The sequence below is a fragment of the Paenarthrobacter sp. Z7-10 genome (assembly GCF_026932795.1).
Taxonomy (GTDB): domain Bacteria; phylum Actinomycetota; class Actinomycetes; order Actinomycetales; family Micrococcaceae; genus Arthrobacter_M.
Genome location: NZ_JADPVH010000063.1, coordinates 1 through 21,322 on the forward strand (window position 1 = coordinate 1; position 21,322 = coordinate 21,322).

22 protein-coding genes and 2 pseudogenes are annotated in these 21,322 nt (G+C 62.2%); 7 read left to right on the forward strand and 17 right to left on the reverse strand.

All coding sequences use genetic code 11. The features are described 5' to 3' along the window. Positions 1–126: pseudogene (locus IV498_RS15775) on the forward strand (IS982 family transposase); the annotation flags it as partial. A gap of 17 nt (positions 127–143) precedes the next feature. Here IV498_RS15775 and IV498_RS15780 read toward each other — a convergent pair. The 4 genes from IV498_RS15780 to IV498_RS15795 form a co-directional block, all read right to left on the reverse strand. Continuing rightward, on the reverse strand, positions 144–1,349 hold the full coding sequence (locus tag IV498_RS15780) for a Gfo/Idh/MocA family protein (protein ID WP_269048046.1): 1,206 nt from the start codon (positions 1,347–1,349) through the stop codon (positions 144–146). 263 nt (positions 1,350–1,612) lie between these two features. Then, positions 1,613–2,359, reverse strand: a complete 747-nt coding sequence (locus tag IV498_RS15785; RefSeq protein WP_269048047.1) for a hypothetical protein — start codon at positions 2,357–2,359, stop codon at positions 1,613–1,615. Positions 2,360–2,529: 170 nt separating this feature from the next. Next, on the reverse strand, positions 2,530–2,847 hold the full coding sequence (locus IV498_RS15790; RefSeq protein ID WP_269048048.1) for a hypothetical protein: 318 nt from the start codon (positions 2,845–2,847) through the stop codon (positions 2,530–2,532). Positions 2,848–3,270: 423 nt separating this feature from the next. Beyond that, complete coding sequence (locus tag IV498_RS15795; protein WP_269048049.1) at positions 3,271–4,269, reverse strand: thermonuclease family protein; 999 nt, start codon at positions 4,267–4,269, stop codon at positions 3,271–3,273. A gap of 520 nt (positions 4,270–4,789) precedes the next feature. Between IV498_RS15795 and IV498_RS15800 the strand changes: the two genes are divergently transcribed. The 4 genes from IV498_RS15800 to IV498_RS15815 all read left to right on the forward strand — a co-directional run bounded on the left by IV498_RS15800 (position 4,790) and on the right by IV498_RS15815 (position 6,193). Next, positions 4,790–5,083 carry a type II toxin-antitoxin system Phd/YefM family antitoxin gene (locus IV498_RS15800; RefSeq protein ID WP_269048050.1) on the forward strand — a complete coding sequence of 98 codons (294 nt, stop codon included), beginning with the start codon at positions 4,790–4,792 and terminating at the stop codon, positions 5,081–5,083. 124 nt (positions 5,084–5,207) lie between these two features. Next, complete coding sequence (locus tag IV498_RS15805; RefSeq protein WP_269048051.1) at positions 5,208–5,420, forward strand: hypothetical protein; 213 nt, start codon at positions 5,208–5,210, stop codon at positions 5,418–5,420. A gap of 246 nt (positions 5,421–5,666) precedes the next feature. Next, a complete protein-coding gene (locus tag IV498_RS15810) occupies positions 5,667–5,933 on the forward strand; it encodes a type II toxin-antitoxin system Phd/YefM family antitoxin (RefSeq protein ID WP_269048052.1) in 267 nt (88 codons plus the stop codon). Then, positions 5,897–6,193, forward strand: coding sequence for a type II toxin-antitoxin system RelE family toxin (locus IV498_RS15815; protein WP_330059748.1), 297 nt, complete (start codon positions 5,897–5,899; stop codon positions 6,191–6,193). The genes IV498_RS15810 and IV498_RS15815 overlap by 37 nt, the downstream gene beginning before the upstream one ends. A 659-nt stretch (positions 6,194–6,852) precedes the next feature. Here the strand turns inward: IV498_RS15815 and IV498_RS15820 are convergent. The 7 genes from IV498_RS15820 to IV498_RS15850 all read right to left on the reverse strand — a co-directional run bounded on the left by IV498_RS15820 (position 6,853) and on the right by IV498_RS15850 (position 13,652). Further along, entirely contained in the window at positions 6,853–7,488 is a 636-nt protein-coding gene (locus tag IV498_RS15820; RefSeq protein WP_269048053.1) for a heavy metal-binding domain-containing protein, read from the reverse strand. A 119-nt stretch (positions 7,489–7,607) separates the two neighbouring features. After that, a complete protein-coding gene (locus IV498_RS15825) occupies positions 7,608–8,366 on the reverse strand; it encodes a hypothetical protein (protein WP_269048054.1) in 759 nt (252 codons plus the stop codon). 293 nt (positions 8,367–8,659) lie between these two features. Further along, positions 8,660–9,043, reverse strand: coding sequence for a type II toxin-antitoxin system VapC family toxin (locus tag IV498_RS15830; protein WP_269048055.1), 384 nt, complete (start codon positions 9,041–9,043; stop codon positions 8,660–8,662). Further along, positions 9,040–9,303: a hypothetical protein gene (locus IV498_RS15835; RefSeq protein WP_269048056.1), complete on the reverse strand. Its 264-nt coding sequence runs from the start codon at positions 9,301–9,303 to the stop codon at positions 9,040–9,042. The genes IV498_RS15830 and IV498_RS15835 overlap by 4 nt, the downstream gene beginning before the upstream one ends. Positions 9,304–9,593: 290 nt before the next feature. Continuing rightward, entirely contained in the window at positions 9,594–10,808 is a 1,215-nt protein-coding gene (gene fdhA, locus IV498_RS15840) for a formaldehyde dehydrogenase, glutathione-independent (RefSeq protein WP_269048057.1), read from the reverse strand. A 139-nt stretch (positions 10,809–10,947) separates the two neighbouring features. Continuing rightward, positions 10,948–12,351 carry a ferredoxin reductase gene (locus tag IV498_RS15845; RefSeq protein ID WP_269048058.1) on the reverse strand — a complete coding sequence of 468 codons (1,404 nt, stop codon included), beginning with the start codon at positions 12,349–12,351 and terminating at the stop codon, positions 10,948–10,950. Further along, on the reverse strand, positions 12,348–13,652 hold the full coding sequence (locus IV498_RS15850) for an aromatic ring-hydroxylating oxygenase subunit alpha (protein ID WP_269048059.1): 1,305 nt from the start codon (positions 13,650–13,652) through the stop codon (positions 12,348–12,350). Before IV498_RS15850 ends, IV498_RS15845 begins: the two co-directional genes overlap by 4 nt. A 161-nt stretch (positions 13,653–13,813) precedes the next feature. Here IV498_RS15850 and IV498_RS15855 point away from each other — a divergent pair, with 161 nt between their 5' ends. Then, entirely contained in the window at positions 13,814–14,746 is a 933-nt protein-coding gene (locus IV498_RS15855) for a LysR family transcriptional regulator (protein ID WP_269048060.1), read from the forward strand. A 58-nt stretch (positions 14,747–14,804) separates the two neighbouring features. Here the strand turns inward: IV498_RS15855 and IV498_RS15860 are convergent, their stop codons facing one another. The 4 genes from IV498_RS15860 to purU form a co-directional block, all read right to left on the reverse strand. Beyond that, the gene (locus IV498_RS15860) at positions 14,805–15,680 is read right to left on the reverse strand and encodes a bifunctional 5,10-methylenetetrahydrofolate dehydrogenase/5,10-methenyltetrahydrofolate cyclohydrolase (protein WP_269048061.1); all 876 of its coding nucleotides are present in this window, start codon (positions 15,678–15,680) and stop codon (positions 14,805–14,807) included. After that, positions 15,677–16,303 (reverse strand): cyclodeaminase/cyclohydrolase family protein, encoded by a 627-nt coding sequence (locus tag IV498_RS15865; RefSeq protein ID WP_269048062.1) that lies wholly within the window; start codon positions 16,301–16,303, stop codon positions 15,677–15,679. Before IV498_RS15865 ends, IV498_RS15860 begins: the two co-directional genes overlap by 4 nt. A 96-nt stretch (positions 16,304–16,399) precedes the next feature. Next, entirely contained in the window at positions 16,400–18,892 is a 2,493-nt protein-coding gene (locus IV498_RS15870) for a GcvT family protein (RefSeq protein ID WP_269048063.1), read from the reverse strand. Between the two features lie 54 nt (positions 18,893–18,946). Beyond that, positions 18,947–19,861, reverse strand: coding sequence for a formyltetrahydrofolate deformylase (purU, locus tag IV498_RS15875; protein ID WP_269048064.1), 915 nt, complete (start codon positions 19,859–19,861; stop codon positions 18,947–18,949). Positions 19,862–19,981: 120 nt separating this feature from the next. Here purU and IV498_RS15880 point away from each other — a divergent pair, with 120 nt between their 5' ends. Continuing rightward, positions 19,982–20,665 (forward strand): GntR family transcriptional regulator, encoded by a 684-nt coding sequence (locus tag IV498_RS15880; protein WP_269048065.1) that lies wholly within the window; start codon positions 19,982–19,984, stop codon positions 20,663–20,665. A gap of 56 nt (positions 20,666–20,721) precedes the next feature. On the opposite strand, the pseudogene IV498_RS15885 reads toward IV498_RS15880, so the two are convergent. Beyond that, positions 20,722–21,180 (reverse strand): annotated as a pseudogene (locus IV498_RS15885) (cyclodeaminase/cyclohydrolase family protein); the annotation flags it as partial. Next, on the reverse strand, positions 21,181–21,322 hold a 142-nt coding region (locus tag IV498_RS15890), incomplete at its 5' end, for a transposase (protein WP_269048067.1). It abuts the pseudogene before it with no gap.

Below are 21,322 nucleotides of genomic sequence, written 5' to 3' on the forward strand. Positions count from 1 at the left end.
GGGCGGACACCCGCCGGCGTCACCGCCCGCGTCGTCCAACGCCTGCTGGCCCTGACCGCAGCGATCTGGCACAACGATCGGATCGGCCAAGCTGTGCGTCGCTCCATGACCGCCTACGATCACTGACCCTTGGAATTATTCATCTAGCGTCCTTGCTGGGGTGCGGGACCGAAGTCCGGGATGTCCAGGCGCTCGCCGCCGCGAAGGGCGGATTGATGCGCGATGATGCCGGGCAGCGTGAACCGGGCGGCAACCCAGGCGTTGACCGGCGGCAGCGTCTTTTTGTTGACCGCTGTGACAAAGTCGTCCGCCAGGAAGTGGTGGCTGCCCTCGTGGCCATTCGGCGCACCCTCGTATTCCTGCGGCAACCGGGCCACATCGTGGACCGCGGCGTGGCCGGAGACAAAGGCTGCGCGCAGGGCCGGAGCCACGTTCGCCAGTGCCTGGTCATCCGCGGACATGGTGGCGTCGGTGGCCAACTGGTCGGAGATGTCGGTAACGGTCTCCTTGTCCTGCCAAACGCTGACCTCCGCCAACTGTTCGAAGCTGGCGTCGGTGCCAAAGTAGCGGAACCGGGATTCGCGGATGGCCGACGGGTAGCCCACCCGGCGCATTTCGTTGATCCGCATGGCGCCGCCGTCGTTAAGCTCAAACAGGGCGGAGGCGTTGGAGAAGTCGTTCTGGAACATGCTCACGTCCTTGTCGAAGACGCCGTCCCCGCGCTGGTCCCGGATGCCGATGCAGCTGACGCTGATCGCGTGTGCGGGCAGCGCACCCAGGACCCCGCCCACAGAGTGCGTTGGGTAGAGCATGGGCGGGTAGCTGGCGGTGCTCTTCCAGTCCGCACCGCCGCTGTACTGGTACGCCTCGTAGAAGCCCAGATCCATATCGTGCACGTAGTCGCCCTCGGTGTAGAAGACGCGTCCAAAGGCGCCGGCGGCCTGCTTGCCGCGGGCGTAGACGGTGGCCGGATTGTAGTAGCTGGTCTCGCCCATCATGTAGGTCAGCCCGGTCTCCCGGACGGCCGTGATGATGTCGGCGATTTCCTCCTCGGAGATGGCCATCGGCACGGCCGAATACACGTGCTTGCCGGCCCGAAGCGCCTTGACCACCAGCGGCCCATGGGTCCAGCGCTGGGTAAAAATCGCGACGGCGTCCACGTCGGAGGCGAGCAGCGCGTCAAAGTCGACGACGACGCCGTCCAGGTTTTCCTGTTCCATCAGTGCCGCCGCGCGCTCCGGCAGAACGTCCGTGACGATCACGCGGCTGACGCCCGGGTGCAGCTTGAACAGCTTGGCGAACTGGCCGGCGAATTGGCCGGCCCCAACGAGGCCGAGGGAAATGGGCATCGGAAAGCCTTTCGGGCGCTAAAGAGATATGTAACCGAGCAGGAAGTGCCCCAAGTCACTTCCAAGATCGTTCTCCCTGGAGTTTTCCACCCCGATCTACTCGAGTCAATATGGGATGCTTCAGCTCTACGCCGCAACGCTCCCCTCCGGCTGATTTGCCTAGACCCGTTGCCCAGGCGCGATCGGCGACGACGATCATGAAGTCAATAGCCATGGATTGCCGCGCATGACGACGTCCGCCGCGCGGGCCAGCCGCGCAGGGCCTAGTTCACGGCAGCGCCGAGAACGGCAAGCGCGTGGGCGTACTTCCGCGCCAGCTTCTCGCGCGTCTCAGGGGTCAGCTTCGCAGTCCGCGCCGGGTCGGTGTTTTCGGCGATGTCCGCCAGCTTCATGGCCTTCGCGATGGCATTGGCGCGGATCGCTTCGTAATACCGATCGCCCGCGTTGTCCGCGGTGCGTGTCAGCAGGACGACGGCGTCCACCACGTCCTGCTCGATGCCGGCGGCTAGAAGGTCCTCGGCAGTGATGCCGAAGGCAGGAGGGCCGGCGAATATTTTCCCGCAGTCCTCCAGCACGTCATGGAGCCAGGCGGCCGCGACGTGTTGCGGGTCCGTCAGCCGTCCTGCGACCCGGGACGGATGGGTGATGTAGTCCGCGCCGCTCTTATCCGTCTGGCCCTTGTGGGCGATGGTGGCGATGGCTCTTGCTGCTGCGACCTGCGGAACCACGGCTTCCCTTTCTTCAGTAATGTTTGAACCATAACAGCGGGCCGTCAAACGGCAGATATGTTCGTCGTCGGCAGCCGCATGGTTCGGTTCGTCCGCATTGTCCGCGGCCGCGGGACCGTCGTCGTTCTCATCCTCGTCGTCCGCATAGTCGCCGTCCTCCTCTTCCTGTTCGTCGGCCGGTGCCTGGCAGGGCGACCGATTGGCCGCGTCGTCCACCCCGCACCACGCTGTGTCGAGCCGGATCCGGAACGGTGGCTCGCCGCCGTCGTCGGCCTTCGTCATCCAAACCACCCGTGAACATGGGGTTGGTGTGCGGCAGGTCGGAGCCTACCCGCCGGTGTTCAGACCGGACGTACCACAACTCGTGAAGCTGGTTTCAGTCTTAGTAGGGGCACCGACATCTGCCGCTGCAGGGAGATCCGCTGCACCGAAGTGCCCACCGGTCGGCGTCCTCAGAAGTAGTAGACGGTGATCCAGAACCTTGCACCGCTGTCGATCGAGATCTTCAGCGTGTTGTTGCGCTCCGGATGATCCACCGGAAAGTCGACGGAAGGGATAAAATCCATATCGCAGAGCGCATGTGAGCTGGCTGGAGTACGCTGATCCAGCGTCACCTTCCAGGCCGTACCCTTGTCGCAGTTCACGGAGACGCCAATGCGTTTCCGTCCGGCGGGCACCCTCGGCACGGTAAGGATCGTTGGGCCCTTTCCGGTAAGGGCAACGGCGACGACGGCGCTCGGCCCACGGTCCAGCAGGGCATGCTTCTGCATGACCAGGGCATCATCCGCGGTAGGTGAGGACGCGCTGGCTGCCGGGGACAAGGGTGATGCAGGTCGGACCGGGTACAGATTGCTCTCACCCGCTGAGGAGCCCGATAGCAGTATCGCGGCTGACAGCGCCGTCAGCAAAACAGAACGTGTACATGCGGATGCCCCCCATAACGCAGACACTATCGCGGTGGCTGGCCAGTGACCAGCAGCAGGCTTTCGACGCGATGCAGTACGTGGCGCAGTACGTTTAGGAACGCGAGTGCGAGCGCGAGATGACGGTGTCGACTATGTACGTCACTACCGCAGCGGCCACCAGGAAACCCAGGCCGCCGACGACGACGGCTGCTCTCCCAAATCCGTAGCTTGACGTCGCGGCAACCGTAGCGGAAGTGTGATCGGAGCACTGGATTCGAGCCGTTGACTTTAGCAGGGTGTGTAGGTCTGGCCGCCCGGCGCGTAGCAGCGTGGTCCGTGGTATCCCGGGTACGGATCTGCGGGGGCGGCCGTCGCCGGCGTCGGGACGTAGGCTGGCGGAACGTACGGCGGGGGAAGATTGCGGATCCGTTCCGCTTCTGCAGCTGCTGCTGCCGCAGCAGCCTTTTCCGCGGCAAGCTGCTCCGCCGCGGCCCGTCTCTCGGCTGCGGCTTGTTCGTCAACCGCTTTCTTGGCTGCAGCTGCCCGCGCGGCTGCTGCCCGCTTATCGGCCGCAGCTTTTTCTGCAGCCGCCTTCTTTACCGCTGCCGCCTTCACCTCGGCAGCGACGAGCTTGTCGTGTCGGGTAGTGAGAGCGGCCGACTTGTTGTTGGCGCGGACTATGGCGGCATTGAGCCGGCCAAGGTGTGCAGATATATCGGCCGTTGTGAAGGCGGCCCAGAGGAACGGCTTCCCGGCGTCCGGGCCGTTAGTCAGGCGCGCCTGGATGATCTTGGCGGCCGCAATTGCCGTCGTCGTTTCTGTGATGGCCGTTGCTGCGCTTGCGGAGGATGCGGCCAGGCCACCATCAGCCTGTTGCGTCAGCCCCGCCGTCGCCTCTTCGATCTGGGCTGGAAGTGCGCAGCCGATCGAGGTGCTGAACAATCCCTGCTTCGCGGCCTTGGCTTGCGCATGAGCGGCCTGAACCTTTGCCAGATACTTCGTATTGCCGCCAACGGACATCGGAATTCCGAGGCCCCGCTTCGCGATCTCGGCGTTCACCAGGGACCCGGAGTCCGTGGACACCGCAGCCAGCGTTCGGCCGTACTTGTCATGCCGTTCGGCGTCGAAGTCCAGCCGGACGTGCGTCCCGGCCGGCAGTGAATCCTGGAGGTACTTCGTTGCCTCCGGGCCCAGGCACTCGACAGCAGCGTTGGGGTCCTTGGTCTCCGGGGTGTCCACGTTCAGAAGCCGGACCGTCTGATCGTGGTTGTTGATCGAAATGACCAAGCTATCGCCATCGATGACGCGACCACATGTCCGGAATCAGCATTGGCCGCTGCGGAACACGAGATCATCCCCGCGATGATGGCCAGTACTATAACCAGGGCCATAAGGAGGCGCCGCTTCACCGTCGGGCCCCCGACTGGATTGACTGCGCGGATGTAACGGGCACAGTGGCCATGATTCCCCCAACTGACATGCGGAGCCCTTCGGCTCCAAACTATTTACCTGAAAACTAAATGACTGTGTCGTCGCTGTGTAGCGGCGCCCGCCAGCTTCCCTCGACAGGGGCCGGAAGCACAGCAAGGCAAGGTTCTGTTTATTCAACTCGGTTAAGTGCACCGTGGCCGAGGATCTACTTCGAATGCAGGAGGACGTTCTCAGGATGCGAGCCATGTTCCGCCTGTACGCCGTCTGACTGTAATCTGAAAGTTAGCTGAAGTATATCCCGGAGGATGTGCGTGCCAGGACCCGGTGGCTTCCCACTCAATCTGCGTGGCATTGTTCGGCGGCACCGCTATCCCCCGTGACCGCAGCGTTCCGGCGTGGGATTGCCGGCCTCATCAAGGATGCGGACGCCATAGAAGATGTTGTGGTGGCCCGACATGGGCGTCCTGTGGCGGCTTTGGTCAGCGTACGGCAGCTCGACCGGCTCCGGGAACTTGAGGGGGAATTGCGGGACGCTGCCCTGGTCATCATCCGGGCCGCGACTGACAGCGGCACGAGGACCTCCCTTGATCAGGGCTTGGAAGCGTTCGGGCTCGACCGGGTGGAGCTGGAATCTGAAGTGGAATCGGACTTGACGGCCGGCAGGTCGTGAACCGGCCTGAGTCTGCTGACCCAGCGCGACGGAGTGGGACTGTCCGGTTGACGGAGGACGCCATCGGTGATCTGCATCGGTTGCAAAAGAGGAACCGCAAATCGTCCGCTGGGGTTTCAAAAAGATGCGGCTGCTTGAGCGTTCCGCATATGCTGGAGCGCCCCTGCTGGGGCACTTGATCGGGTACCGAAAGCTCGTCTTTGGAGATCGGGACCGGCGCATCGTCTGGAAGGTGACCAACGACGTCGATGGCGTCACGGTGGACGTGGTGGAGGTATGGGCCGCTGGGACCAGGTCCGACAGCGCTATTTATAAGGAAATACCGCTGGGTGGTTGATCCCCTGATCCATCAGGTGGGCCTCACTGAGGATGAATTTGCGGTGATGACGCCGGAAGAGGCGATGGATCGTTTGAAGGCGTTTTAGTCCTCGCCTGGCTAGGGATTGTGGGAACCTTCCTGCCGGTCGGTGCCAGACCGGCCGACGACGACGCTCGCCTTGAGTGCTCGCCGATGGGAGCGATGCGCACTGCAGCGGTTTCAGCGGTTATGTACGTTTTGGACAGTAAAAGCTAGTATTGACCTATGAGTGAGATGAGCGTGACGGACGCACGGAGTCGCTTATCCGAAGCGGTTGATACAGCCCGGGTCAACCACGAGCCGGTGTACCTGATGCGCCGCGGCCGACGGGTCGCTGCTTTGATCGATGCAGAAGACCTAGCCAACCTAATTGAGGCTGCCGAGGATCTGGACGATCTGAGAGCCGCAAACGCAGCCCGGACGGAGATGGCTGAAAGCCGGCTGGGTCCCATACCTTGGGAGGAAGTCAAGGCAGAACTTGGTCTCGCCTGATTTATGCCGTCCAGATCGCACCGGCTGCGGCACGCCAATTGCGCAAACTTCCTCCTGAGTCGCTCCGACGAATACAGGCCGCGATTGAGTTGCTCGCTGTAACGCCACGCCCCCCAGGCACGAAAAAACTCACCGGGAACACCGGAGATTGGCGTATCAGGACCGGAGACTACCGAATCGTCTATGAAATCCATGACGATCGGCTTGTTGTTCTGGTCGTTGCTGTGGGCCACCGACGTCGAATCTATCAATCGAGATGAAACCGCCACGCTCAAAGAAGTGCGCCGGCTCCAACGCAAACACCACAACGGCCAGCCCCGAGAAGGAGCTAGCCCCGGAGCACTGCGACCGGGACAACGCACCAAGACCGAACAAGACGCAGAACGAAAATCGCGGCCTATGACAGGTCAGGCGATTCGCACCTGATCGTCAATAACATCGGCCCGTACACGGGCACGCGCGTCTGGACCGGCGGTCCGTAAGTTCACGCTGTTGAAGCCGAGGGTGCCTGGAGCGCAGCTGTACGCTAGCGGGTCCGGGCCACCATCTTCCTTAACCATTGACAAGATTGGTATCCGGGCGCCGGCAAAAGGATCGAACCGTTCTGTTGGAAGCGGTTGACCGTGGAATCCCGGACCGGCTGGCTCTCCCCGAGGAATCGGGCACCAACGGTGTAACGGACTTCCATTGGTAATCCGACAAAAACAGACTATGGAGAAAAAAGCCCAAAATTAATTTCAAGTCTGAAAGCACCATAAGGAGACACGCCCTAGGCTTGGTGGGGCGATAGTTCACATCGCCAGTCGCGAAGAAAGACCGGTAAGGCAGATAGAACCTGAGGTTCGGCAACCTAACTGGTCTTGTCGTGGCGAGCCAAATGAGGGCCCCTTTAACCAACCTCTACATGCGAAGCAGCACGCTACGCCTGACCAGCGTGTTCGTTCTTCTCGATCACAACAGCGTTTCCATTCGCCGTCACTGCAAACAAGAACGGCAAATGAAATGTTCCGCCGGAACTAGTCGCTGTCTCGGGGTCCAAGGTCAGGTAGTCGAAATCCACTCCGATCACAGCGTTGCATCCAAGTGCATACGCTGCGTCTTTCAACTCGGTCAGAGCATTTCGCCTGATGTGCGCCAGTCCTGACAACAGGTCCGCGCCGACATCCTTGTTCACACCTCCAAGCCAGCCGTGTGATGGGCGGTCCATCGATACCGCATCATCGCCAGATATGTAGCCAGAGTACTTGGTGATGGTGTAGCCCTCGAAGTTGAAACCGGAGCTTATAAGCATGCTCGCCACGGCCTGCTGCTTGACTAGATCAGCTTGCTCCGCGTTGGCCTGCTCTAACGCGCGACGTTCCTGCTCCTGGGCTATCCGCACCTTCTCCTGGGTAAGATACTGGTTGTAATGGCCGACCAACTCGACTACGTCGACGCTGTCTTCAATGCTCAGGCCAGTAATCCCAGACTTGTACTGGAGACCAGACTGCTTTAACCACGGATCGAAAGCGGCGGGGTCAAGTTGGTGGTTTTTCGCAATGTCTCTGGTTTTCACGTAACTTCCTATCGTAGATACTTCATGGCGTTCTGTTTGGTGGGTCGATATCAAGGATCAGGCTTGCATATTAATAGCTCTGGTCAGAGGCATGAAGAATCTGCCTAGCTGCCCAGATGCTATGAATAGCTGCCGTCGTTCCAGTTGGCGGTGCCGGAGAACCGGTAGCCCGAGGAAGATCCGTCCGCATCGGTTTTGTTGACGGCAATGCACTCGAAGGTGCCGGTGATAGCCGTCAGGTCATCTGTTGACCCTCCGCCGACGGGCGTGCAGGAGGCGCTGGAGATGGGCCCCATAAGCGTGCCATCAGTAACCCGCGATTTGGCGTCCTTGAGGACCGAGCCTTCCAATGCCTTCACGATGATCGCGCGGACGGCTCGTTCGGCATCGTCTTTGGTGGCCTTGGCGGCAGCCGCGGCGTCCGCCGATGCCGCCGCATCCGCAGCAGTTTTCGCTGCGTCTGCTTCGCGCTTCCTGGCGACGTCGGCAGCTTGGACAGCAGCGGCCTTTTCGGCATTCAGTTGATTCGTGTGCTGAACACTTACGAGGATTCCGACAGCCGCGCCGACGACGACGAGAACGGCAAGAATGATTAGGATGACGCGCCTGCTGACTTTGAACCCACGACGATGTCCGGCATACGGGGCGCCACACTGGGGGCAAAAGGCGCCCGCAGTACGCGTTCGGACGCTGCATTTCGGGCAGACCTTGTCGAGGGGCTGAGGCGAATCGGAGCTGGGGTCTGACAAGACCGAGATTTCTGTTTCCAGTGCCGACGTCGGCCCGGACTTCGAGCCTAGGTTCTCATGCTCCGTCGACGCCGCAATTGCTTCGTCCGAGGCGTTTGCGGACACGGATGATTCACTGCGAACTGTCATGCGTCACTCCACTGGAGAATTTCGATGAGCGATGGCTGTTCGTGGTTGCCCACTCGAGTGCACCGGCTCGGGATCTACTTCAACGCAGGGGAGCAATTTTCAGGATGTAAACCCTGTGAAACCTGTGCGTAGCCTGACTAAAATCTGAAGACTAGCTGAAGTATATCGCGGAGATATGCTAGCGGCTCTACCAAGGAACTATCAGGCAAATCCCCTGCTAACCCAAGGGGAATTCCTCTGGCGTTCTTGATCATTGTGTTGGCGGATGCTTGTTCTACCAACCCTTACTGGGATTAGGGCAGAACGGCCATACCGTTAGTTCTGGCAGCTCTGACTAGAGCGTGGTCGAAGGTGGCGAGGGACGCATCATTGTTGATCGCCGTGTCCAGAACGCAGCAGTCGGGTAATTTGAGTCCACTCGTCGCTCGTAGCTGTGCAAGGCGAACAGGTTCCTGCTCGTCGTGGTCCGCCAGGCGGACCCCTGCGGCCATCAGGTCGGCATACATCTCTGCGCCACGGCCAATTCTCGCACCGCCAACAAGAACTTCGGCCAGTGTGATGCTGTGGACCAGGAGACTGCTGGGTGACGCGCTCAAGAGTATTTGCGTGGCCGCGTCGTGATGGGCGTCGTTGGGGTTGAGATGGGCGATGAGAACGATGGCGTCCAAGACGATCATGCAGGCCAGTCTTGGCGCAGCTCGTCCAGGTAGTTGGGTCCGAAGGCGTCGGAATACTTTCCGCTGCTGGCCATGATCGCCTCACGCCTGGCTTCGTTGACGTGGTGATCATTCTGTTCGAGGGCGTCCCTTCCCGCGTCCAGCAGGCGCAGGAGAAGTTTGGACCGAGGTTCTCCCGGCCACCGCTGCGCGGCCTGGTCGATCGCGTGCGCGACGGCCGGCGTCTCAGTGATCTGGTGGCGCGGTCGGGTGGTCGGCATGCACTGAGTGTACCACCGCATCAATTAGTGAGACACCTGGAACCCAACGACGCCGGTCCACGGCGCCGACGTGAATCGTGGCGTTAGTCGAAGTTGTACCCGGTGATGGCCCGATGCATCCGCCGCGTCGCTTGCATCTAATAGAGGAGTGACTTCCCGGGCCCAAGGGATTTCCATCGGCGGGTTGGTTTCTTCGTCAAAGACGACTCGGTCGTTGCCCCACCCGCACGGTCTGGGTGGGGCAACGACCGCTTTAGCCTGCCTGTAGGGAACCCCTCCTTTACCTCGGACTAGTTGCTGAGGTAGCCGTTCGGGTTCAGGACATACTTCGTGGCGGCTCCGGCGTCGAATTCTGCGTACCCCCGCGGGGCATCCTGGAGCGAAATGGCCGTGGCGTTGACCGCCTTGGCGATCTGGATCCTGTCATGCAGAATCGCCATCATCAGCTGCCGGTTGTACTTCATCACCGGGCACTGGCCGGTCGTGAAGGAGAGCGACTTCGCCCAGCCGGTGCCCAGGGACAGGGACAGGCTGCCCTTCTGGGCCGCCTCGTCCGCGGCACCAGGATCCCCGGTGACATAAAGGCCGGGAATGCCCAGGGACCCGCCGGCGGCGGTGAGGTCCATCAGCGAATTGAGCACGGTGGCTGGCGCCTCTTGGGCCCCGGCCCCGTGTCCGCGGGCCTCGAAACCGACTGCGTCGATACCGGCATCGACCTCCCGGACGCCGAGAAGTTGCTCGATCTGGTCAGCCGGGTCGCCGTTGGCCACATTGACGGTTTCGCAACCAAAGGATCGGGCCTGGGCTAGGCGATCCTCATTGAGATCCCCCACGATGACCACCGCGGCGCCCAGCAGTTGGGCGCTGGCCGCCGCGGCAAGCCCCACGGGACCGGCGCCGGCAACATAGCCGGTGGACCCGACGCCGACGCCTGCCGTGACGGCCCCGTGGAAACCGGTCGGGAGGATGTCCGAGAGCATGGTCAAGTCCATGATCTTCTCCAGGGCCTGGTCCCGATCGGGAAACCGCAACAGGTTCCAGTCCGCATAGGGGACCAGGACGAACTCCGCCTGGCCGCCGACCCATCCGCCCATGTCGACATAGCCGTAGGCGGACCCGGGACGGTCCGGGTTCACATTCAGGCAGATCCCGGTCTTGCCCTCCTTGCAGTTCCGGCAGCGCCCGCAGGAGATGTTGAAGGGGGCCGAGACGATGTCCCCGACCTTGATGAACTCAACGTCGGGCCCGGTCTCGATGACTTCCCCGGTGATCTCGTGCCCCAGGACGAGACCGGCCGGGGCGGTCGTGCGGCCACGAACCATGTGCTGGTCCGAGCCGCAGATGTTGGTGCTCACGGTGCGCAGGATGACCCCGTGGGGGACCTTCCGGCCGACATTGACGGGATGGACGCCGGGGCCGGTCTGCAGTTCAAAGGTGGGAAACGGGGTATCGATGATTTCCACGATCCCCGGCGCCTTGTATGCAACGGCTCTGTTACTTGGCATTGAATGGCTCCTATGGTTGGCGATCGAACCCTCACGGTGATGCTGGTCGCATCGGACTGTCTGTGAGGTAGTTGTTGTCAGTTTTCGTGAAGCACGTCGGGTCGAGCGATATGTGCAGAGCTAGAGCAGCTGGAGACGGCTAGGCATCGATCACCATATCGGTGCGCGCGGTAGAGCAGCAGGGCAGGAACTTGCCTGCATCGATTTCCCGGGCCCGGATCCCGCCCTGGTGGTTCATTTCGACTTCCCCGGAAAGCTTGACGACCTTGCAGGAGCCGCACATGCCCTCCCTGCAGTTCGCGCCAATCCTGACGCCCGCACGCTGGGCCACCTCGAGGATGTGTTCGGCGGGGTCGATGCGCACGTTGATGCCGGTGCGCATGAAGGACAGGGTGAGGCTTCCCGTTCCGACCGTGTCGAAGCTCGCGACGTCGGGGGATCCGGCCTCCGGCCCGACGTCCGGACCGCCGCCGGGGACTTCGGGACAGGGCGCGTCCGGATCGACGGTTTCCAGCGGCAGCCCCGTGGCCTTCAGGGTTCCCTCCGCGTCGTAGCCGGGCTCGTAGAGCCCGAACGCGGTGGGCTGGCTTTCGTAGTAGTCCTCGGCGGAATCGGCGATTTCCTCCGCGATGTCCACTGCAAGCGCGAGCTCCGCCTGGTATTCAAGGATCGTCTGGCGGTCCCCCGTGAAGAATTCCATGTGGATGGAGGTGTCGTCGACACCGACCTTCTCGAGGAGCTCGGCGGCGGTGTTCAGGTAACCCTCGGGGCCGCAGGCATAGACCTGGCGGCCATTGGCATCGGGGGCCACCTCGTCGAGCATGGCCGCCGTCAGCCTTCCGGTGAGCCCTTCCCACGCCTCGGGTTTGCTGCGGTCGCCCAGGGAGTAGAAGACCTTGACGCGCGAGTCCACGGAGGCGATGTACGCCAACTCCTGGTGGAAGGCAAACCCTCCGGCCGCCGCTCCGTGGTAGAGCACGACGACATCGGCTTGTCCGGGCAGGGAGTGGATGGTCCGCACCATCGACATGATGGGGGTGATACCGGCGCCGGCGGCCAGCAAGAGGTACCGTGCCCGCCGGTCGGCGTCGGGCAGGTGGAATGCCCCGACCGGTCCGAGCATCTCGAGGACGGTGCCGGGTTTGACGTTCGCGTGCACCCACGGCGAGACCAGTCCCGTCGGGTCGCATTTAACTGTTATGTTGAAGGTCCACGGCCTGGTGGGCGAACTGGACAGCGAGTAGCTGCGGTCCACCGCGTCGTGGTCCCCGCCGTTCACGGGAAAGGCGACATTCAGGTACTGGCCCGGACGGAACGCCAGAGGCGCACCGTCGGCGCGGCGGAACACGAAGGTCATCAGGCCGCCCACCTCGGGAACGGTCTCGACGCATTCGGCCATGAACTCCTGCGGATGCCAGGGCCCCAAGGCACGGGCGGCGCTGGCGGGTCCGTCCGTGCCGCCCATTACCCTGTTCCACGGCATCTCAAGACCGCGAATGCGCTGTGGTTCTTGGATTGCCGTGACGGTGGCGAGTTCAATCATGCCAAGTGCTCCTGCACACGCTGCACATACCAGTTGATGAACGCCTCGACCTGGTATTCGCTCTTCATGTACGGGCCGGGCTCGTAGGCGGGGCTGCTGGCGCCCTTCTGGCACAGCTCCACGAACGCCTTGTCCTGCAGATTGGTCTGCTTCCAGGTGTGGGTGAGCTTCTCCAGATCATAGTCGACGCCTTCCACGGCGTCGTCAGCCACCAGCCAGGTGGTGCGTACCAGTGTCTGGTGCTCATTGACGGGGAAGACGGCGAACGTGATGACGTGGTCCCCGAGGAAATGGAACCAGCTGTTGGGCTGCAGGTGCATCGAGCAACGGCCAAGGCGGAAGTCCCGCAAGTCGCCGAGCAGCTTCTTGGAGAGCCTGTGCCCGTCGGGCGAGAACGATTCGCCGTCACCGTCGAGGGAGTCTCGTGAGATGCGGATTCCTGCTATGCGGGTGTCGAGCTCCTCGATGACCTCATAGGGAAGGCCATAGCGGCGGCAACGGTCCTCGAGCGAGGACTGTGCTTCCTTGTTGCGCTCCCACACCTCCTCGAGATGGAGCGGGATCAGGCCCTCCGTCAGGCCCCAGGTGGGGAAGAGGGAGCAGGCGAGTTCGGGGTGGCCGTCGCAGTGGTAGCACTCACGGTTGTTCTCCATGACGAGCTTCCAGTTGCCCTCCTCGATGATGTTCTGCTGGTAGGCGATTTTCGTCTTCTGCAGATCGTGGGGCGCGAGGTATGGCTCGAAGATCTTTCCGGTTTCGTCGAAATCCGTCGGTGGTTCGTCCGCAATGCAGACGAAGATGAGTCCGGCGAACACGCGGCTGTGGGCGCGCTTGAGGCCGAAACAGCCCTTGTCGAACTTCGTTTCCCCCGGTGCCGAGGCATGGATCAAATCGCCGGCGGGGGAGTAGGTCCAGGAATGATAGCCGCATACCAGGTTGCCCGTGGTCCCCGCGGGTTCGGGCAGGACGCGGGCGCCGCGGTGGCGGCAGACATTGTGCAGGACGTTCACACCGCCGTCGTCATTGCGCAGCACGATCAGGGAGTAGGGTCCGTAGTCGACAGTGACGTAGTCACCCGGCTCCGGGAGTTCGGCGATGCTGGCGGCAAAGATCCAGTGCTCGCCAAAAATGGCCTTCATGTCGATGTTGAAAATCGTCGGGTCGGTGTAGAAGGGGGCATCGAGGGAATATCCCACGCGCCGGAAATCGAACAACTCGGTGATTTCCGCCATCTGCTCGGCAGGCAATGATGAAGCGAGCTTTCCGCGTGAATTGAGGGGCACGTTCACTGGAGCAGACATGTGTTTCCTCCCGGGAGGGCTAAGTAAGTGTGCGCTTCGTGGGGACCACGGAGGTGGTGGGGGCAACAGGCGTTGTCGAAAACGCTGTAGTCATGATATTAGGGAGAACGGATCTGCAACAAAAGCGCAAGATTTCGGAAATAACCATGCACAATAGATGCATGATCGATCAACGGCTCATAACACTTCGGGTGTTTGCCCGGTGCGGCACCGTTGCGGCAACCGCGGAGCTCACAGGTTATTCTCCCTCCGCCGTATCCGCGCAATTGCGGGAGCTCCAGCGTGTGCTTGGAATGCAGCTGTTGACGAAGGACGGTCGGGGGGTGCGGCTGACCGCCACAGGCCGCTATCTCGTGGCCGGCTCGGATGCGCTCATTGCGGAATGGGAGAGCCTGCGCGCTGCAGCCATGGAGGCCGGCGACCAAGTGCAGTCCCGTTTTGGGCTAGGCGGATTCTCCACGGCGGCTGCCCAGTTGCTCGCGCCGCTGGCCGCGACCCTGCGCTCGACACGCCCCCTGCTGGAGGTGCAGGTACTCGAGGCCAACCCGGCCCGCTGCTTCGACTTGTTGGTTGCCGAGCGGATCGACCTCGCGGTCATCATCACGATGCGGTCCGACACCTATGTTGAGGACGATCCGCGCTTCGAGCAGACGGTTCTGCTCGACGATCCCTTGGACGTGATCATTCCCTCCGACCATCCGTTGGCATCGCGGGAAACGGTGACGCTCGAAGAGCTGGCATCGGAACCCTGGATCACCGAGGCCGCCGGTTCCACCTACCACGCCCTATTTACTGCGGCGTTCACGGCAGTCGGGGTGACACCGCGGATTGCCCATGAGGCCGTTGAATGGGAAACCCAGATCGCCTTCGTTGGCGCGGGACTGGGCGTGGGCCTGCTGCCGCGGCTGGCGCCCCTGCGCGGTGCCGAAAACGTGGTAAGACTGCGCATTACCGGCAAGGGGAAACCCGCGCGCCGCATTGTCGCTGCGGTGCGCAAGGGCAGCATCGCATCGCCCCTGATCCAGGAGTCGCTCGGCATCCTGCAGGTCAGCGCCAATAGGATACTCAGCGCCCGGCCCGAAAACGATCTCTGAGACCGCGAACTGCGCTTTTGGGGAGGCGAGTATTCGGGGCAAGTGTGTCTGCCTTCGATTACCCGACAGTTTCCAGAGCTAAATAACGTGACTGTTTCCGCGCGGCCTCGGTTGTGTGCAGGAGAAGCAGCGAGGTGGTGACGGAGCCGACGCCGCCGGGGACGGGGGTCAACGCCGCGGCAACGCCGCGCATGCTGGCTGCGTCGACATCCCCCACGAGTGACCCGTCAGGAAGGACGTTGGTGCCGACGTCGATCACTATGGCCGCTGAAGAAACGTGGTCGCCGATCAGCAGGCCGGTCCGCCCGGCTGCGACGACCACGACGTCAGCGGTCTTGGTGTATCTCTCCAGCGGACCTGACTTGGAGTGGCAGACAGTAATCGCGGCGTCGCGTTCGAGCAGCAGCAGGGACAGTGGCTTTCCCACGACGGCGGAACGGCCAACGACGACGACGTTCCGGCCAGCCAGTGGGATGTCAAAGTGGTCCAGGATCTCGATTACGGCGCGGGCAGTGGCGGGTGCGAATGCGGACTGGCCGACAGCCAGTCGCCCCAGGCTTAATGGGTTCGCGCCATCTATGTCCTTCTCCGGGGTAATGTGCCCGACCAGCTCATCCGACTGGACGCCGGGAGGCAGAGGCGTCTGGAGGATGATTCCGTTCACTAAAGCATCTGCGCTGAGATCCTTCAGGACTGCGGCCAAGGCCGGTCCGCTGGCGCTCTGGCCAAGGTCCACGATCCGGCAACTGATGCCGGCATTCTCTGCGGCCCGTTCAATGGATCGGACATACCAATGAGTGGAGCCGTCGTCAGTGGCCACAACGACTGCGAGCGTGGGCCGTAGCCCGTCGGCTGCAAGGTCCTGCGCCTCATCATGGGCCTTCTGCTGGATGGCCTTTGCCAGTGTTTTGCCGGAGAGAAGTACGGTGCTCAACCGAGGATCCTTCCGCGCACGCGCCCTGCGAGGGAGTCTGCTGCCAAGATAACCTTTTCCTCAACGCCGTCGGTCTGGTCAGCCAACCGTGAACGGGCCGTGGCGTCTTTGATGGCCACCACGTTAACGTCGATGTTCACCCCGGCGGTGGTGGCGGCTGCGCGGGCAGCGTCTGCGGCAGCAGCGATGTCGCTGATCACATTGGCGTTCGCCACCTCGAAAAGTTCCGTGGCAAGATCCACGACAGCGCCAGCCAGCTTGATCAGTTGTGCGGGGGGTTGCGCGGCCAGGACGAGGGCGCCCTGGATCGCTGCCCCCCGTGCGGCCCTGAGGTCTTCCGTCCCGGACGGAAGTTTGTACGAATCGATGACGCCCTGGAACGCCTGTTGGTCAGCGTCAGCCAAACCCAGCGCCTCGACCACCAGTCCGTCCGCAGCGCTGATGATCCTTTGAACGAGTTCGGCGTGCTGGTCGTATTTCGAGCCGGTGGTGAACCTGCCAACCATGGCAACGAGCGCCGCCCCCTGGGCGGCATGGATGGCGGCGGCCGCGCCGCCGCCGGGGGTGGACTCGCGTGCGGCAAGGCTGGCGAGGTAGCCGCTGATTGTTTCTGAACTGATCATGTGTCTTCCTGAGTATGAGGGCATGGAAGGCAGCAGCCCGGGCTCTGGTTCGAAGGGATGAGTCCGGACTGCTGCCTTCCGTGGTCGGGCGGGGTGTTAGCCGCGGAGCCTGGTCATCGTGGGGTCGTACAGCGGATCTGCGGTCACCGTGGCCCGGATGCGCCGTCCAAAGTATTCGATCTCAACTGAGTCGCCCACGGAGACAGCGGCGGGGAGGTACGCGTAGGCGATCGGTTTGCCGACGGTGTATCCGTAGGCCGCGCTGGTGACGTAACCGACTGCTTGTTCCTTGTAAAAGACCGGTTCCTTGCCCAGCACGATCCCGCGGCCGTCGTCGACCGTCAGGCAGCGCAGGCGGCGTGCGGCGCTTTCCTCGGTACGGCCTTCCAAGGCCGTCTTTCCGACGAAGCTTTCTTTGGTCATCTTCACGGCGAATCCGAGGCCGGCTTCCATGGGGTCGTGCTCGGTGGTCATGTCAGTGCCCCACGAACGGTAACCCTTTTCGAGACGCAGCGAGCTGAAGGCGGCACGGCCTGCGGCGATGACGCCGTGAGGCTGCCCTGCCTTCCACAGTGCGTCCCAGAGGCGCTGACCATTATCCGCGGCTGTGTAGAGTTCCCAGCCCAGCTCGCCGACGTAGGACAAGCGCATCGCAGTCACGGTGACGCCGCCGATGACCACCTTCTTGGCCCGGAAATACCGTAGACCCTCGTTGGAGAAGTCGTCGCTGCTCACGGAGCTGATCAGGTCCCGGGCGAGGGGTCCCCACAGCCCGATGCAGCACGTTCCGCCTGTCGTGTCGCGCACCTGGACCCAGTCACTAGCGGTTCCGCGTTCTGTCTGATGACGGGCAGCCCGCTCAAAGTAAGCGGTGTCGATGTTTCCGTTGGCTCCGAGCTGGAAGGTATCTTCGCTCAGGCGGGCCACCGTAATGTCGCTTCGGATGCCGCCGGCGTTATCCAGCAGCAGGGTGTAGGTAACGGCACCGGGTTTTTTGTTCAGGTCGCCCGTGGTGAGCTCTTGCAGAAGCTTCAATGCTCCCGGGCCGGAGACCTCCAAGCGCTTGAGCGGAGTCATGTCATACATGGCTACTGCGGTGCGGGTCTTCCATGCTTCAGCGGCCGCGATGGGCGAGCTGAACATGCCGGACCAGGCATCGCGGGCCGGCGGCTGCCACTCAGCCGGCATCTCCTTGAGCAGTTCTGCGTTGGCTTCGAACCAGTAAGGGCGTTCCCACCCGCCTGACTCCAGGAAGAATCCTCCCAGCGCCTTGTGGCGGGCGTAGAACGGACTGACGCGGAGGTTGCGGGGGGAGAGTTTGGGCTGCAGCGGGTGCAGGACATCATAGATTTCCACGAAGTTCTGCTGGGAAGTTTCACGCACATATTCAGGGGTCAACTGGACCTCTTCGAAGCGGTGGATATCGCATTCGCCAAGGTCGATCTGGGACTTTCCTGTGGTCAGAAGTTCGGCAACGGCGCGGGCGACGCCGGCCGAGTGGGTTACCCATACGGCTTCGGCTACGAAGAAGCCATCGAGTTCTTTGGACTCGCCCACCAGGGGCCCGCCGTCCGGAGTGAAGGAGAAGATGCCGTTGAAGCCATCCTCGATGTCGCTTTCCTGCAATGCCGGTAGCAGCTGCTTGGTAGCCTCCCACGCCGGGAGGAAGTCTTCCAACGTAAAGTCGAGACGGGACGGCATGTTGTGATCGCTGATGCTGCTCGGGTCGTAGGTGGCGAGTTCGTGGACGTCAACTGGCATCGGACGGTGCGCGTAGGAGCCGATGCCGTACCGATCGCCGTGTTCGCGGTAGTAGAGGTCCTGGTCCTGGTGACGCAGAATGGGCAAAGAAGCGCCGTCGGGAGCTTCGTTGCGTCCCTTGAGTGCGGGCACCGGTGTGGTTTTGACGTACTGGTGGGCCAAGGGGAGGAGCGGGACGGACATACCGATCATTTCGCCGATCTGAGCGCCCCAGAAGCCGGCGCAGGAAACCACCATGTCGGCGGGGATGACACCTTCAGACGTCTCGACACCTGTCACGCAGCGGCCGGACTGCTCAATGCCCGTCACCGTGGTGTTGCCCAAGTACTTGACGCCTGCCGCCTCCGTGCGCTTGATCAGCAGCTGAACTGCGCGAGCGGCACGTGCCAAGCCGTCGCTGGGTACATGGAGTCCACCCAGGACATCTTCGTCGTTAAGGAGCGGGTAGAGCTCTTTACACTCAGCGCGGGAAAGGATCTTGCCACTAATTCCCCACGATGCGGTGTATCCGAGCTTTCGCTTCAGGTCCGCGAGACGGGTCTCGGTGGTGGCGACTTCGAGGCCCCCCACCTGGTCGAAGCAGCTAACGCCATCCTCGGTCAGCGATAGGAGCTTCTCAACTGTGTACTTGGCGAAGGTAGCCATGGTCTTTGAGGCGTTCGTCTGAAAGACGAGGCCCGGAGCGTGGGACGTGGAGCCCCCGGGCATGTTCAGCGGTCCCTGGTCCAGGACGGTGATGTTGTTCCAGCCCCGGGTGACCAGTTCATCGGCCAGGTTCGTGCCGACGATTCCAGCTCCGATAATGACAATTCTCGGCGTCGATGCCATGTGGTTTCTCCTGCTGATATTCGGGTGTTGTCTCTGCTGGTTTGGTGGTTTTACTTACCGGAACACGACGGTGCTGGTGCGATCCAGCAGCACACGGTGTTCGCAGTGCCAGCGCACGGCGCGGGACAGTGCCACTGCCTCCGCGTCCTGGCCAACCGCTGAAAGGGCGGTGGGTCCGTAGCTGTGGTCGACCCTGATGACTTCCTGTTCGATGATTGGCCCCTCGTCCAGTTCCGCAGTTACGTAGTGGGCCGTGGCGCCCACCAGCTTGACGCCACGATCGTAGGCCTGATGGTAAGGGCGCGCACCCTTGAATCCCGGGAGGAAGGAATGGTGGATGTTGATCGCCCGGCCTTCCAGAGCGCGGCAAAGGTCGTCGGACAGTACCTGCATGTACCGCGCGAGTACGACGAGGTCGATGTTATGCTCGTCCACCAATTCCAGCAGGCGCCGCTCGGCATATGACTTGGTCTCGGGTGTCACCGGGAGATAGATGAAGGGGACGCCGGCGGCCTCAGCCATGGCACGGTGGGTTTCATGGTTGGAAACCACAAGGGCGATGTCGCCGCCGAGGCTGCCGCCCCGCCAACGAAACAGTAAGTCATTCAGGCAGTGGCCGAACTTGGACACCATTACGAGGAGGCGTGGCTTCGTCTCGTCATTAAAGCTGAATTTCATGTCGAAGCGGTCAGCGATCGAACGAAATTCTTCCTCGAGCCCTTCCGGGGTGCAGGCAGAGGCGCCCGAGAATGCGGTGCGCAGATGCAGAGTCTCGCGGAGGCCGTCATCGAACTGCTGGTGCTCATCGATGTTGAAGCCACGCTCAAAGAGGAACGTGGTGACCGCTTGGACAATGCCTGCGCGTTCGACGCACGACAATGTGAGAACGAACTTCTGCGTCTGGTTTTCCCCACGAACCTCCGACTGAGGCAGCGTGCTGGTAGATGATTCTGTCGCCATTAGGGTCATGCCTCCTCCTTTAGATATATTTCGCAAATCGGTACTGATATATTAGGTTGGTCACCAGCGTATATTGGTCAGTGGAGGAGGTCAATAGCCTTCTTACTTGAATTGAAGGGGGTTACCCGGATGGCTGTCGAAGCGTGGGTGCGTGCTGGTGCTGATGCCGCAAGGAGGTCGTTGGCGGATGTAGCCTACGAACGCCTTCAGGACCGGCTGCTGATGCTGGACATTAAACCCGGCGATCTACTTAATGATGACCAGCTCGCCAAGGACCTCGGCGTCGGGCGGACACCGGTGCGGGAAGCCTTGAAGCGGCTGGAGCTCGATCGCCTCGTTGTGTCGTACCCGCGGAGAGGAACTTTCGCGACGCGTGTGGAGGTTACCGACCTTGCGTTCATTTCCGAAATCCGTACCCAGCTTGAGCCCCTTGCCGCTTCCCGGGCTGCGCGTGTGGCCACCGCGTCTGCCAGGGAGCAATTGCGGGATGTTATGCGTGCCGTTGAGTCATTCGATACGGTGGCAGCGTCCGTCGTCGAAACGCTGCACCTGGATGCCCGCGTGCACCGAGGCATTTATGCGGCGGCCGCCAATCCCCACCTCGAAGATGTCCTGATTCGTTACGACAATCTAGCGACACGAATCTGGTGCATGGTTCTGGACCGCCTTCCCGACCTATCCCGCCACGTCCATGAGCACGTGGACCTGCTCCGCGCGGTTATCGAGGGAGATGAGTCGCAGGCTGCTGAGCTCGCACGGGTTCACGTCAGTGGCTTCGAGCACGCGGTGCGCGAAACCCTCTTCGCCGCCTAGGCCGGACCTCCAGCGACCCGCCAATTCTGACCGGTTTTGCTTGAACGTCAGGCCAGTTATACGGCGTCGGTTGGTGCAGCCCGGCGATCGATACTCGCAGTCAGCCCGTCAATCCGGTCAAGGGCAGCATTGAGACGCTCGACCGTCGCCCACAAGGCAGGATGTTGATTCCGAATCTGTTCGAGAGCGACACCCGCCGACGTGAGCGCAGCGAGATCGAAACTTACGTTGGTGCGCGCCCCTGTTGCCGCTGCCCTGAGGGCCCCGAACGCCACAACGGTATCGGCAATAAGCGCCGGGTTACCCTTGGAAGCCAGCCACCCCAGATCTTCTAGGGCATTAATGGCTCGCTCGCCGAGCTCAGCAGATGACTTGGCGGCCTCCACGGATGCCCGGTGTATTGCGTCCTCGCGTTCGGTCCCGGGTTCCCGCCGAAATGCGGCCCCGAAACCTCGGGATGCCGAGGCGTCGTCGTCGGCCAACCGAAGAGCGACTTCTCGAAGTAAACGGGCTCTTCAGAATTGAGAGTGTAGTTTCGGTCTGAATCCGCCGGATTCCATAAGGGATCTGGCGATGTAGTTGGTGAGGTTCCGGAAGCCGAGGGCGGAGCCGCGCAGGTGTTCGAGTCTCCCATTGATCGCTTCGGTGGGGCCGTTC